The organism is Bacteroidia bacterium (assembly GCA_033391075.1).
Taxonomy (GTDB): domain Bacteria; phylum Bacteroidota; class Bacteroidia; order J057; family J057; genus JAWPMV01.
In genome coordinates this window covers 2,794,937-2,807,154 of the sequence record JAWPMV010000001.1, presented here as the reverse complement: position 1 = coordinate 2,807,154, position 12,218 = coordinate 2,794,937, and the positions used below count along the sequence as shown (strand labels likewise).

Here is a 12,218-nt window from a genome sequence, read left to right as displayed (position 1 = left end):
CACTGTTATGGGTGATTTTTTAATCATTTCAATGAATACATCTAAGGGACCATGCATTCGATCGGGTAGGAGGGTTTCACTTCTCAGGAGATTGTTCTATTTTTGCAGCTCCAAAATTTAAGCTAAAATAAAAGAAGATATACATGGGATTTAAATGTGGAATTGTAGGCTTGCCCAATGTAGGGAAATCAACCCTCTTCAATTCGCTTTCCAGCGCGAAAGCTGAGGCAGCTAATTATCCCTTCTGTACAATAGAACCTAATGTCGGGATGATACCTGTTCCCGATCCTCGTTTGGATAAAATCACCGATCTGGTGAACCCTAAGCAGACCATTCCGGCAGTTGTTCAGATTATGGACATCGCTGGCCTGGTAAAAGGAGCCAGCAAAGGGGAGGGGCTAGGGAATAAATTTCTCGGAAACATTCGGGAATGTGAAGCGATCATTCATGTGCTCCGCTGTTTTGATGATGACAATATTGTACATGTTGAAGAGGGAGTAGATCCGGTGCGTGATAAGGAGATCATCGATACAGAATTGCAGCTCAAGGATCTCGAATTGCTCGAGCGAAAATTAGAGCGGACGAAAAAGATGACCAAAGGAGGGAACAAAGAAGCCATGAAGCAGGTGGAAATCGTTCAGCAATACATCGACCATGTTTCTCAGGGCAAGAATGTTCGCGAAATGGATGCAACGGAGGAGATGAAAGAGTTGATGCAGGAACTGGGTTTATTGACAGATAAGAAAGTATTGTACGCTTGTAATGTGGATGAGGGAAGTTTGCCAGATGGCAATGCCTATGTGGAGCAGGTCAAAGAGGCTACCAAAGATGAAAACTGTAAGATAATGGTCATCTCAGCAGCCTTCGAAGAACAATTGATGGATTTTGAAGATGCGGAGGAAGTAAAAGAGTTTTTGGAAACCGTTGGGCTGGAAGAACCGGGTTTGAATGTATTGATCCGTACCGCTTACGAATTGCTGGGATTGCAGACCTATTTTACCGCAGGGGAAAAAGAAGTGCGCGCCTGGACCATCAAGGCTGGAGCGAAAGCACCACAAGCCGCTGGCGTAATTCATACAGATTTCGAGAAAGGATTTATCCGTGCGGAGGTGATGAAATACAATGACCTTATGTCTTTTAAATCAGAAGCAGCGGTAAAGGAAGCCGGAAAACTGGCAGTAGAAGGGAAGGAATATGTTGTGGAAGATGGAGACATTATGCACTTTAGATTTAACGTTTAATAAAAAATAGCATCATGGATATCAGTGTTCAGGAATTAAAAGAAAGAATCGACGCAGGCACGGCTCCTGTTATGATCGACGTAAGGGAATCCCATGAGTGGGAACAGGATCATGTGAATGGCGTTGAGAAAATCTCTTTGGGTACTTTGCCTGCAAAATTGGCAGATATGGAAGCCTGGAAAGACAAAGAAGTGGTGATGATTTGCAGAAGCGGAGGAAGAAGTGGTAGAGCTACGGCTTTTCTTGCACAGCAAGGTTTTCAAAATGTTCGCAACCTGACAGGCGGTATGCTGGCCTGGAAAGAACATATCGACCCTTCTTTTGACGTTCAGTAATGATCAGTCATGAAACCTTTGTAAGGGTCAGGTATGGGGAAACGGATCAGATGGCCTATGTTTACTACGGAAAGTACGCAGAGTATTTTGAAGTGGGTAGGGTAGAGCTGATCCGTAGTATTGGAATCACCTATAAAGAAATAGAGGAGAAGGGCATTTTGATGCCGGTAGCTGATCTGGAAGTTCACTATAAATTTCCCGCTCGCTATGATGAATTGTTGAAAATCAAAACAACAATTCCTGAAAAACCTCGCGCATCCTTTCTTACAGAATATGAGATATTCAATGAAGAAGGGAAATTAGTTGTAACCGGGAAAGTAAAGCTTGCGTTTTTTGATAAGGAACGCTTGCGTCCAGTCAGGGCACCTAAATTTGTCCTGGATGCGGTTGAAGCTCACTGGACCTCTTGATTGGTTTTATGAAGGCACTAAAATTCCGGCTCCGACGCTTACTGCTCAGATTCTTTATTGTTCTGCGCAGGATACGTTTGCCCGGATTTCAGGGGGTAGGTTTGTATGATGTCCTGTATTTCTTTATCCGGGCACTCTCAACTCCCAAATTTACCCTCATGGCATCTGCCATGGCCTATCATTTTTTCTTTTCGCTTTTACCGACCTTACTCCTGGCTTTAATTATCCTGAGCCAATTACCCTTTGAACCTCTCAAGGATGGAGTAATCCAATTCATTCTTCAGTTTTTTCCGGAGGGCGGACTCGATCAAAGCACCATAGAAAACATGGCAAATGCCATCATGGAGAATTATTTCAATAATGCTCCTAATATCTGGCTGGTAATCATTTCTGTTTTGCTGGCTCTCTGGGGATCAATGAGAGGAGTGATAGGCTTAATGAAAGCCTTTAGTAAACAGGAATCCCTTTTCGATTCGGTTTTCAAAACCCGAAAATGGTGGGAATTATACAGCATGGCCTTCCTCATCATGGTGAGTGTGGGAGCCATAGTGGTTGCAGGTGTTAGCATTCGCATTTCTCTGGGATACCTGCTCGGTATGATGGCCGATAGCCCGGGCATGATCAGTGAATCCTTCTACAGCTTCCTCAGCAATTCCATCAATACCCTGGTAACGATCGTTACCTTATTCTTTGTCATCAGTTCCCTCTATTTTCTGGCACCCGCTACCCAACAGCGTTGGAACTTTTTTACACCCGGATCCATTACCGCCAGTGTGCTTACCCTGGCCGCGATTCAGGGGCTGAAATACTTCTTCATCAACTTCGCCAATTACGACAAACTCTACGGCAGTTTGGCTGCCATCATCGTCATCCTGGTTTGGTTCTACTACATTGCCATTGTATTGCTAATTGGCTTTGAGTTGAATGCCGCTATCGACATAGCTTCTCATCGTCTCGTCATGGTAGACGAACAGGACCAGTTGAAGGCAAATGCGAGTGAGGTGTTGAATCCGTAGGCCTGAGACTCAAGAAATACAATTTCATTAGATGTTGACATACGGTCATTTTTTGGTGTCAAAATATTTGACAGCCTATTCACACCAAATTAGACCCTATGAATCTCGTTGTTTTCCCTCTTACATTTGAAGGCCATAAAAGACTTGGGGTGAAAAACCTGAGTTTTCACAAGAATTTCCCCAAACTTATGAAACAAGTTCCGGGAAGTAGATGGACACCCCTTGAAAAATGTTGGCACTTTCCATATGAGAAAAAGCATTATAATGCCTTTCAATTAGTTTTTAAGGGAGTTTCTATCGAGGAAAAGGTAGATCTGAATTTTAATGAAAACACAAAGAATGTAGTGCCTACAGAAAGGCAAAACTCATTAAGTGAAAAACAGCTAAAGGTACTGAATGAGATAGAAAAACAGCTTACCTTAAGGAGATATAGCAGAAGCACAATCAAAACCTACAAAAGCTTTTTTATCCAGTTTTTGCTTTTTACAAGAACTGATAAACTTGAAGAACTTGAGAAAGAAGACATTATGGAATTTTTACTTCAGGGGATGAAAAAGAGGAATTGGTCAGAGTCTACCCAAAATCAGGCAGTCAATGCGATCAAGTTTTACTACGAGAAAATATTAGGGCAGGAGAGGAGTTTTTATGAACTCCGGCCTCGAAGGGGAACAAAATTGCCAGGAATATTTAGCGAAGAGGAAATTGTAAGGATATTTTCAGTTGTCGAAAATATAAAGCATAAGAGTATACTTATGATCATTTATAGTGCTGGACTCCGGATAGGGGAGTGCGTGAAACTGAGGAAGGCGGATATAAACTTTGAGCGAAAATCAGTTTTTGTAATAGCTGGCAAAGGAAAGAAAGATCGATACTCTGTATTATCGAGTAAGGTAATTGAACTTCTGAAGAAATACCTGGAATTTTATCAGCCGGATTATTGGTTGTTTGAAGGACAGAATGGAGGGCAATATAGCGCTCGTTCGATTCAAAAGATTTTCAGGAAAGCTGTTAAAGAAGCCAAGGTAAATCCCTATTCTACGGTTCATACTTTGAGACATTCATTTGCAACTCATTTATTGGAAAGAGGAACAGACCTGAGATATATTCAGATGCTCCTGGGCCACAATAGTCCAGAGACTACTGAAATCTATACACACATTACTCAAAAGGCCAGAGAAAAGCTTTGTAGTCCTTTGGATTTTTTAGATATTGAGTAAGACCTAAAACGCAATGCTTACCGTATATAATTCCAATAACATTTGTGTAAACGGCACCTGCTTGAGTTTCGGGTTAGCAGAATAAATCGGCTCTGAGAGCCTGGGATCACAGCATAATAAGAGCTAAACGAAATAACTTCGTATATACTAATGTTATAGTCAAATAAAATGAAAAAAAACGGATTACTAATTTGTTGCCTTGTAAGCACCTGTTTTTTGAATTCACAAAATCTATTGGATACAAATAAAATTCCTTTAAACGATTCAATGGCACTAATTGGAATGTTTGAACCAGATAGATACACAGACAATAATTCCGACCAGAATAGTAGTTTTCATTTAATGGGGGTTGATTCGATCCAAAAATTGCTTACTTCATTGGAGTATGGTGAAAGCGTTCAACCCATTTATCAAGCCAAACCATATTACCTGAAATTAATTTCTCAAGGAGAGGTATTGATAGAATGGATATTACAACCAAATTTAGGATCAGTTATAATTGGATTTAAACACTATGCCTTCGATTTTGGTCAACTTAAGCTAATCGCCTCAAAAAATCCCTTTTTTTATGAATATCAGGAATTGAGTTTTTCATCACTAAAATCCTATAAAAAATATATTACTACAATTGATCGAAATAAATTTCAATTCACATTTAACCCTTTTGATAAAGAGAGACATAACCCATTTGGAGGCCAATTCAAGTTAGTAATAGCTAAAAATTCTAAATTCCCAGAACCTAAGGTCATTGCAGACTATATTTCATCTGAAATCCAAAAAATTGCAAGTAGAGATAGTTTTAAAATAACTTACTCTGCTAATTATCATTCTGGAAAGGAGTTTAATGAATTTGAATTCGATGTCCAATCGAGTGAAAAATTGTATCGCCAAATTTCTATACCTGATTTCCAGAGAAAGGAATGGATTCCTGTTAGAATCAAAGTAATAAGGGTAAAAAAAATCCAATGACTATAACAAAAGCTAGACCCCAGCCAGCAGCTAAAGCAGCCGTCCGAGGCATAGCTCATCATTCTCAGCAATTAAAAAAATAAAAAACACAACTAGCCTCAAAATATGGAACACATCCTTGAAAAAGAATATGGAAAGGATTTACCCCAAAGCTATTTAGATTATTTGCGCTCAAGCGAGGTTTTGGAAGTAATAGTAGATGAACATGCCTATAATGATAAATATGAAAATCGTTATTGGGTATGCAAACCTCAAAAAGAACTTCTTGAAGTCATGGAAATGACTGATGTAGGGAAAGCGAAAAATTATGAATGCTTGAAATTGTACATTAAGGTATTCATGGAATTTTCGTATTCAGAGTTCATAGAATCAAATGTAGGAGATATACCAAAATCGAGAATAGAAAATAGCTTCGTGTTTGCAGAAGAAAATGGTGATTATTTATATTTAGACTCAGAGGATGGTTATTCAATCTGGATTTATTATCATGAAGGAGGAGACGTAAAGAGAGTGAGTAATTCTTTTGAAGAGCTATTGAAATTTCAATAAGCTGGGAATAAGGAAAAAATGCTGAGAACAAAACCTAAACTCCATACTCCGCTGACGCTGCGTACGTGAGTTTAGCTAGTCGTTGTGCTCCATCAAGAAAAAAACAAAAAATCGTAAAGAGATTAAGCTCCCTCAATCATAATGGCTTTACCGTCAAAAGAAGTATTGGTTAGACAATCCACAAAAAACTTAGCAACGTCAGAACGAGAAATGAATTTTGGAAAGAAAATAGTCGGTTTATCAATAATTTGATATTTTCCTTTCCCCATTTTATCAGTAAGTCCAGCAGGTCTGATAGCAATAAACGGAACACCTTTTTCTTCAAGTACTCTCTTTTCAGCTTTCTCAAAATCGTTAAATCCTTCTTTTCCACCTATGCGTTGAAGTAAAAATTTAACAAACCAAGACGAACCACCGACACCAATACTTGAAATCATTAAACAACGTGGAGGATTAGGTTGGTCGGATGCAGCCAACATAATATTGTCATAGGCTTCTTCCATTATGAAGATTTTCTTTTTTGGTGGATTGCCTAAACAACTAACAACAATATCAACTCCTGACACAGCCTTTTCTACATCATCATAATTTGTTGCATCTCCTTTAAATACTTCAACATTGGCATTATCTGAAAGACTATATTTTTCAGGGGTTCTTACAAAGGCTCTGATTTTATACCCAGCATCCAAAGCTTGATTGACAAAATGACTGCCTAAATTGCCATTTGCACCAAAAACTAAAACTATGTTACTCATTTTAAATACTTTGTCTTATGAAATAGAATGTAGCAACAAGTACAAGAACAACAATAGGTCCGACCATTGCAGCAAAAGGTTCACTTGCTTTATATTGCAGAATTAATTCAACTACTTTCAGAACAACAAGAACCAAACAAGCCCAAGGAACAAGTTTGTCATTGAAACCACCTTTGCTAAAAAGACTGAATAGAATAACACCAGCCGCTCCCACTTCTAATCCTCCGAATGCGCTCATTAATGGTTTGGAAATTTCCAATTTATTCATCCAATCCATAGCCATTTTACCACCCAATTGTTTTCCAATTCCCGCTGCCATTTCAAAGGCAACTAATCCAAGACTTACAATCCAAAATAATATTTTCATTTTTTTGCTTTTTGAAAATTAACGATGACGCAAAACTATGGAACATTTACTATACATTATATAGCACTATACCAAAGTATAGTGTATCTTTGCAAAAACGGATAGCAATGGATAAGGCATTAAAAGATAAAATTGAAGAGTTTAAGAGTTACAGAATAGACAAACCTCCTTTAGAAATAATCGAACATTATCGAAAGGAATTACAAGCTATTCAAGATACAATGGAGATTGTGCAAGGAAGGTGGAAAATGCCGATAATTGCATTACTCTGTAATGGAGAGTTTAGATATTCTGAATTGGAGAAAGGGATACCGAAAATTACTCCAAGAATGTTATCAAAAGAATTGAAAGATTTAGAGATAAATGAATTGGTAAAAAGAAAAGTGTACGATACCATTCCAGTAAAAGTAACTTATAAACTTACGGATTATGGATATACACTCGTACCTTTAATAATAGAATTGACAAATTGGGGAAAGCAACATCGAGAATATTTAATGAAAGAAAAAAGACGAGAGCACAACAAAGGCTAAAACGGCAATAGCTCCCATACGGTCGCTACTGCGTTTAGCCAGACCGTTGTAGAAAATTATTGATATGAAAATAAAAGGATTGAAGGTCGATTATTATTCTGGATATGAAGGAGAGCCTGAAATTCGATTTTATATAAAACCTAAAGGCGTCGATTTTCATTTAGATAGGCAACAAAATGGATTGGGAGGGTATAATCATAGGCAAATTGGACAAGGAGAATATGGGATTTATTTTTTTTCATTATGGGATGGTTACTTTCATAGAATAGCACATGCACTTCGTGAGAGGGCTTATAGGACCTCTGTTTATTTTAAAGCACCAAAATTCCTAAAGGATTGGAACCAGGCAATAGGATGGTGTTGGGGTAGTTTGATGCCAGAGTTAATACCACCTGCGGAAATCACATGGCTTCTCAATGAATTATCTATTATGCATAATGAAAAAGAAGGGTATTCAAAAGAATTAGAAAGCGAGGTAACAAATTATAACTGTATTAGAGATCTTATGCTTTTTTTGGAATTTGCAGAAAGGGAAAATATGGAAATCAGAATTTCATTAGAGTGAACTAAACATTCTACAACAAAACCTAAACTCCATACTTCGCTACCGCTACGTACGGAAGTTTAGTTGATCGTTATGTTGCATAAAAAAAACAAAATGAGAACAATTATCTTAACATTACTTTTCATATCTCAAACAATAATTATTAATGCAGAAGTTAGCAAAATAATTATAAAAGAACGTGTTATTGTCGCCGATGGAAAAAGCTTTGGGGTGGTCGGTCAGTATGAAAAAATTAGGGGGACTATTTTTTATGAGATTGATCCCTCAAACATGGCAAATGCAAAAATAATTGATTTGCAATTTGCAAAAAGAAACGACCGTGGAATGATTGAGTTTTTTGGAGATTTTATACTGTTAAAACCTGTCGATATGTCTAAATCAAATGGCAAATTGATTTATGGTGTAAATAATAGAGGACGATTATTTATACTTCGAGATCTTAACAATGGCACCAATAATAATAATCCTCAAAAAGATGAACATTTTGGAAATGGATTTTTAATGCGTGAAGGTTATTCTGTGCTTTGGAGTGGGTGGAACTGGGATGTTGTTGAAGGTTCGGACAGAATGCAATTTGATATACCGGTAGCTGATGATAATGGAAATACGTTCCGTCAAAAATCCATAGCCGAAATGGTAAACAATAAGAGTCTAGAACCAGAAAAATGGAAAAGTCTTTCGCCATCAAATAGTCGTGGTTATCCGTCGGCTAATTATCCTGATAATTCAAACGATATATTAACGGTTCGAGATAGCCCTATGGGAGAAAAAACAGTAATTCCTAATGAGAAGTGGCGTTACGCCTCTTATGAGAATGATGAAGTAGTAGCTGACTCGGTAAGTTTATATATGGATAACGGTTTTGAACCAGGGAAAATATATGAATTAATTTACGAAGTTGAATCTCCAAAAATTGTTGGTTTAGGGTTTGCGGCTATGAGAGACGCACTTTCATTTTTCAAGTTCGAATATCAAGATTTATCTGGCAATCCCAACCCTTTGTTTGTTGATGATAATGGAACGAAGAAATTAGCGATAAATTATAGTTATGTAGATGGAATATCGCAATCAGGTCGTTTTATAACACAAATGATTTATCAAGGTTTTCATATTGACGAAGAAGATAGAATGGTGTTTGATGGAGCCCGTATCGAGGTAGCAGGTGCCGGAAAAGGCGGTTTTAATTATCGTTTCGCTCAAACTTCGCATCACCCATGGGACTTAGAAGGGAATTATATGCCTGCGGATTATCCCCCATTCAATTTCCTAGCTTCAGATGATGCTGAATCGGGTGGCGATAATGATGTCTTGGCACTTGCTAAGAAAATGAATAAAATCCCCAAAATAATTATTACCAATCATGCCCATGAATATTGGACACGTTCTGCATCTTTAATTCATACCACAATTGATGGAAAGAAAGATGCAAGTGTCAACGAAAATGTACGAATCTATGCCTTGAATGGAGCAGCTCATTACACACCATGGAGTAGAAGTAATCCAATAGCTAAACATTCAATAAACGTTATGGATATTCATCCTTTCTTAAGATCTACATTAGTACTCTTAGACGATTGGGTATCAAATGGAATATTGCCACCTGAAAGTAAATATCCAAAATTCGAAAGCAATACGTTAATTACCGCAAGAGAACACAAAGAAAAGATGCCTGTAATTCCAGGGATGCATCACCCAGGAAGAAACCTGCAATCACCAATATGCGACTATGGTTCAGACTTTTGGACAGATGGTATTATGACTCAGATACCACCAACAATACTCGGACATTATCCTACATTTGTCCCTTCGGTTGATATAGATGGGAATGGACTTGGAGGGGTTCGATTACCAGAACTAGTAGTTCCGCTTGGAACTTATCAAGGATTTAATACAAGAAAAAAAGAAGCGAACTCACCTAACTATATGTTACCATCCGTTGGCTCTTTTTGGCCATTTGCTCTCACAAAAAATGAACGGATAAAGAATGGTGATCCACGCCTCAGTATTGAGGAGCGGTATGGAAGCAAAGAAACATACGTCACAATGGTGATATCAGAAACAAATAAATTGCTTAAAGAGCGATTTTTAATTGAAGAAGATGCAAAAAAAATAATTAATGCTGCTAAATCACTAAGTTGGCCACCCATGAAATTAAATACGCGGCCTTATTGGAAGCCAAGCTATTAATAGATATAAATTACACCACATAACAATGTATAAAACGGTCATGCCTAGCAAGCCCCTCTCCCACTAGACCAAACGCAAGCCAGGCACGCCGTTTATACGAGCCGTTAGCAGAAAATAAAAAATGGAAAATTTCCCTCAGGGAAAAAACTAAGCTTATGCATCCATATCCTGGCCTAGCTTACTCAAGCAGAGGACTCATAATTTGGCTAGCAAGTTCCCTACGCTTTAAGTTTTTAGCCAGAATCAACCCGATTTCTTTTTCGATAACAGCTCTAATTTTTTAAGTACACTTATCTTATACGTAGCACTCATAGGTACCTGATTACTTTCAATTAACAAATGTGTTCTGCTTGCTTTAGTAACCTTATCCAAATTGGCAATGTAGGATTTATGGGTCCGTTGGAAATTTTCAGATAATAAGGTAGTGATATTGATAAGTGTTTCGGAGATCAGGTACATTCGTGAATCCGTATAGATTTTCAAATAATTCCCAAAACTCTGAATGAACAGAATTGAGTTAAACGGAATATTTACGGGCATTCCATCATGCCTTATTCGAAGTTCTTCACTTCCCTTATTTTTTTCATGCGGGCTTATTTTTGAAGCGGAAACTTTGTTTATGGCCTTCAAAAAGCGTTCAATTTTTACCGGTTTTAATAAATAATCTACCACCCCATAATTATAGCTCTCTAGCGCATACTCGGAATAAGCCGTGGTTAAGATAACCTTAGGAGGATGGATCATAGCGCGCAATATTTCCATGCCATTGAGTTCTGGCATTTCTATATCCAGAAAAATGAGATCTACTTTATGTTCCTGGGAAAAGTTGAAAAACTCAAGCGGATTTCCTGTACTTATTACTATTTCAAAGTTGTCAATCTTAGAACAATAATCTTCTAATACTTTACGGGCCAATATTTCATCATCTACGATGCCAACTTTAATCATTAGCTAGGTTTTTTAATACGGAAACTCCTAAATCAATAGATAAATTTACACGAAAAAATTCTCCACTATCATGAATCACCAATTCGTGAGCCTGCGGATATAATAGCTTTAGGCGCCTTTCCACATTTTCAAGACCTAGTCCTTTTCTTTTTGAGGAAGAAAGCATAGGAGGCATTGAATTTTCTATGGAAACATGAAGTCGTGTATTTTCTACCGTAACCGAAATATCAATGCTACTCGTTTCATTGGTACTATGGGCACCATGTTTAACGGCATTTTCAACAAAGGGTATGAGTAACATCGGAGAGATCTTTAAATCCGCCACATCTCCTTCAATTAACAATTCAATGTTACATCGCTTGCTCAAGCGTTTTTCTTCGAGCAATAAATAATTTTCTATAAACTCAAGTTCTTCCTTTAATAAAACACTGTCCTTTTGAGAACTCTCTAATTGATACCTCATCAATTCTGAGAGCTGCATAACAAGATCGGGAGTTTCTGGTGATTGCTGCCTGGAAAGGGAATAAATACTGTTCAAAGAATTAAACAAAAAGTGAGGATTCACCTGGGCTTTTAAATAGTTCAGCTCCATCTCCTTTTGCAATTTTTCTTTTTCATCCTGATCCTTTTGGATGAGCATATTTCTTCTTAGGAAAAAAGCAGCCATACCCGTTCCCGTCGTATAAATTAAAAAGAAGAACATTTTATAAACTCCAATCCAGTTAGGGTATGCCTTTAAAAAAGAAGCAAGAAATATGCTCCCAATAAGCAGGATTCCATATAAAATAAAGTTCCTCTTATCCAGGAAAAAAGGAATTAACATATAATGGTTGACCCAAATGACAACCATAATACTTGTTGTATAAGTAAAGTTGTGTAGGTAAAAAGAATAGCTAGTTTCAAAGTTATCCTTGAATAACCATAAACCCAATATTTCAAGTATGCCTACCAACAAAAAGGCTCCTGAGTTAATGAGTATTGTATGTTTCAAGGACTTCTTTAGCATAAACGATCCCTCCTAAAAAGGACATAAAGGTAATTCTATTCATAGGAGTTACCATAATTTCTTTACGAGAGCTTTACATCAATGACGAAATGACTTTGTCATTTAATTCTTGTGTATATC

At 37.5% G+C, this 12,218-nt stretch carries 14 protein-coding genes; 10 read left to right on the top strand and 4 right to left on the bottom strand.

The annotated features are described in order from the left end of the window. Positions 1–143 precede the first annotated feature (143 nt). The 7 genes from ychF (at position 144) to R8P61_11325 (ending at position 5,737) form a co-directional block, all read left to right on the top strand. Positions 144–1,241 (top strand): redox-regulated ATPase YchF, encoded by a 1,098-nt coding sequence (ychF, locus tag R8P61_11355; GenBank protein MDW3647655.1) that lies wholly within the window; start codon positions 144–146, stop codon positions 1,239–1,241. Positions 1,242–1,255: 14 nt separating this feature from the next. Then, positions 1,256–1,576, top strand: coding sequence for a rhodanese-like domain-containing protein (locus tag R8P61_11350; protein ID MDW3647654.1), 321 nt, complete (start codon positions 1,256–1,258; stop codon positions 1,574–1,576). Next, entirely contained in the window at positions 1,576–1,986 is a 411-nt protein-coding gene (locus R8P61_11345) for a thioesterase family protein (GenBank protein ID MDW3647653.1), read from the top strand. Before R8P61_11350 ends, R8P61_11345 begins: the two co-directional genes overlap by 1 nt. Positions 1,987–1,994: 8 nt before the next feature. Further along, positions 1,995–3,002, top strand: a complete 1,008-nt coding sequence (locus R8P61_11340; protein MDW3647652.1) for a YihY/virulence factor BrkB family protein — start codon at positions 1,995–1,997, stop codon at positions 3,000–3,002. 98 nt (positions 3,003–3,100) lie between these two features. Continuing rightward, complete coding sequence (locus tag R8P61_11335) at positions 3,101–4,219, top strand: site-specific integrase (GenBank protein ID MDW3647651.1); 1,119 nt, start codon at positions 3,101–3,103, stop codon at positions 4,217–4,219. A gap of 168 nt (positions 4,220–4,387) precedes the next feature. Further along, on the top strand, positions 4,388–5,188 hold the full coding sequence (locus tag R8P61_11330; protein ID MDW3647650.1) for a hypothetical protein: 801 nt from the start codon (positions 4,388–4,390) through the stop codon (positions 5,186–5,188). 105 nt (positions 5,189–5,293) lie between these two features. Then, positions 5,294–5,737, top strand: coding sequence for an SMI1/KNR4 family protein (locus tag R8P61_11325; protein MDW3647649.1), 444 nt, complete (start codon positions 5,294–5,296; stop codon positions 5,735–5,737). 122 nt (positions 5,738–5,859) lie between these two features. Here the strand turns inward: R8P61_11325 and R8P61_11320 are convergent, their stop codons facing one another. Continuing rightward, positions 5,860–6,492 (bottom strand): NAD(P)-binding oxidoreductase, encoded by a 633-nt coding sequence (locus R8P61_11320; GenBank protein MDW3647648.1) that lies wholly within the window; start codon positions 6,490–6,492, stop codon positions 5,860–5,862. A gap of 1 nt (position 6,493) precedes the next feature. After that, the gene (locus R8P61_11315; GenBank protein ID MDW3647647.1) at positions 6,494–6,859 is read right to left on the bottom strand and encodes a DoxX family protein; all 366 of its coding nucleotides are present in this window, start codon (positions 6,857–6,859) and stop codon (positions 6,494–6,496) included. Between the two features lie 107 nt (positions 6,860–6,966). Here R8P61_11315 and R8P61_11310 point away from each other — a divergent pair, with 107 nt between their 5' ends. From R8P61_11310 to R8P61_11300, 3 genes are all read left to right on the top strand, one after another. Further along, positions 6,967–7,392, top strand: coding sequence for a helix-turn-helix domain-containing protein (locus tag R8P61_11310; protein ID MDW3647646.1), 426 nt, complete (start codon positions 6,967–6,969; stop codon positions 7,390–7,392). A 64-nt stretch (positions 7,393–7,456) separates the two neighbouring features. Then, positions 7,457–7,957 carry a hypothetical protein gene (locus R8P61_11305; protein ID MDW3647645.1) on the top strand — a complete coding sequence of 167 codons (501 nt, stop codon included), beginning with the start codon at positions 7,457–7,459 and terminating at the stop codon, positions 7,955–7,957. A gap of 93 nt (positions 7,958–8,050) precedes the next feature. Then, positions 8,051–10,144: an alpha/beta hydrolase domain-containing protein gene (locus R8P61_11300; GenBank protein MDW3647644.1), complete on the top strand. Its 2,094-nt coding sequence runs from the start codon at positions 8,051–8,053 to the stop codon at positions 10,142–10,144. A gap of 243 nt (positions 10,145–10,387) precedes the next feature. Here R8P61_11300 and R8P61_11295 read toward each other — a convergent pair whose 3' ends face one another. Further along, entirely contained in the window at positions 10,388–11,092 is a 705-nt protein-coding gene (locus tag R8P61_11295) for a LytTR family DNA-binding domain-containing protein (protein MDW3647643.1), read from the bottom strand. Further along, positions 11,085–11,759: a histidine kinase gene (locus R8P61_11290; protein ID MDW3647642.1), complete on the bottom strand. Its 675-nt coding sequence runs from the start codon at positions 11,757–11,759 to the stop codon at positions 11,085–11,087. The genes R8P61_11295 and R8P61_11290 overlap by 8 nt, the downstream gene beginning before the upstream one ends. Positions 11,760–12,218: the final 459 nt, after the last annotated feature.

What these genes read in the sequence shown, in the direction of transcription:
- R8P61_11345 (MDW3647653.1), top strand. Translation starts at nt 1,576, where the DNA reads ATGATCAGTCATGAAACCTTTGTAAGGGTCAGGTATGGGGAAACGGAT.
- R8P61_11295 (MDW3647643.1), bottom strand. Translation starts at nt 11,092, where the DNA reads ATGATTAAAGTTGGCATCGTAGATGATGAAATATTGGCCCGTAAAGTA.
- R8P61_11325 (MDW3647649.1), top strand. Translation starts at nt 5,294, where the DNA reads ATGGAACACATCCTTGAAAAAGAATATGGAAAGGATTTACCCCAAAGC.
- R8P61_11320 (MDW3647648.1), bottom strand. Translation starts at nt 6,492, where the DNA reads ATGAGTAACATAGTTTTAGTTTTTGGTGCAAATGGCAATTTAGGCAGT.
- R8P61_11335 (MDW3647651.1), top strand. Translation starts at nt 3,101, where the DNA reads ATGAATCTCGTTGTTTTCCCTCTTACATTTGAAGGCCATAAAAGACTT.
- R8P61_11310 (MDW3647646.1), top strand. Translation starts at nt 6,967, where the DNA reads ATGGATAAGGCATTAAAAGATAAAATTGAAGAGTTTAAGAGTTACAGA.
- R8P61_11290 (MDW3647642.1), bottom strand. Translation starts at nt 11,759, where the DNA reads ATGGCTGCTTTTTTCCTAAGAAGAAATATGCTCATCCAAAAGGATCAG.
- R8P61_11300 (MDW3647644.1), top strand. Translation starts at nt 8,051, where the DNA reads ATGAGAACAATTATCTTAACATTACTTTTCATATCTCAAACAATAATT.
- R8P61_11350 (MDW3647654.1), top strand. Translation starts at nt 1,256, where the DNA reads ATGGATATCAGTGTTCAGGAATTAAAAGAAAGAATCGACGCAGGCACG.
- R8P61_11330 (MDW3647650.1), top strand. Translation starts at nt 4,388, where the DNA reads ATGAAAAAAAACGGATTACTAATTTGTTGCCTTGTAAGCACCTGTTTT.
- R8P61_11305 (MDW3647645.1), top strand. Translation starts at nt 7,457, where the DNA reads ATGAAAATAAAAGGATTGAAGGTCGATTATTATTCTGGATATGAAGGA.
- R8P61_11340 (MDW3647652.1), top strand. Translation starts at nt 1,995, where the DNA reads ATGAAGGCACTAAAATTCCGGCTCCGACGCTTACTGCTCAGATTCTTT.
- R8P61_11315 (MDW3647647.1), bottom strand. Translation starts at nt 6,859, where the DNA reads ATGAAAATATTATTTTGGATTGTAAGTCTTGGATTAGTTGCCTTTGAA.
- ychF (MDW3647655.1), top strand. Translation starts at nt 144, where the DNA reads ATGGGATTTAAATGTGGAATTGTAGGCTTGCCCAATGTAGGGAAATCA.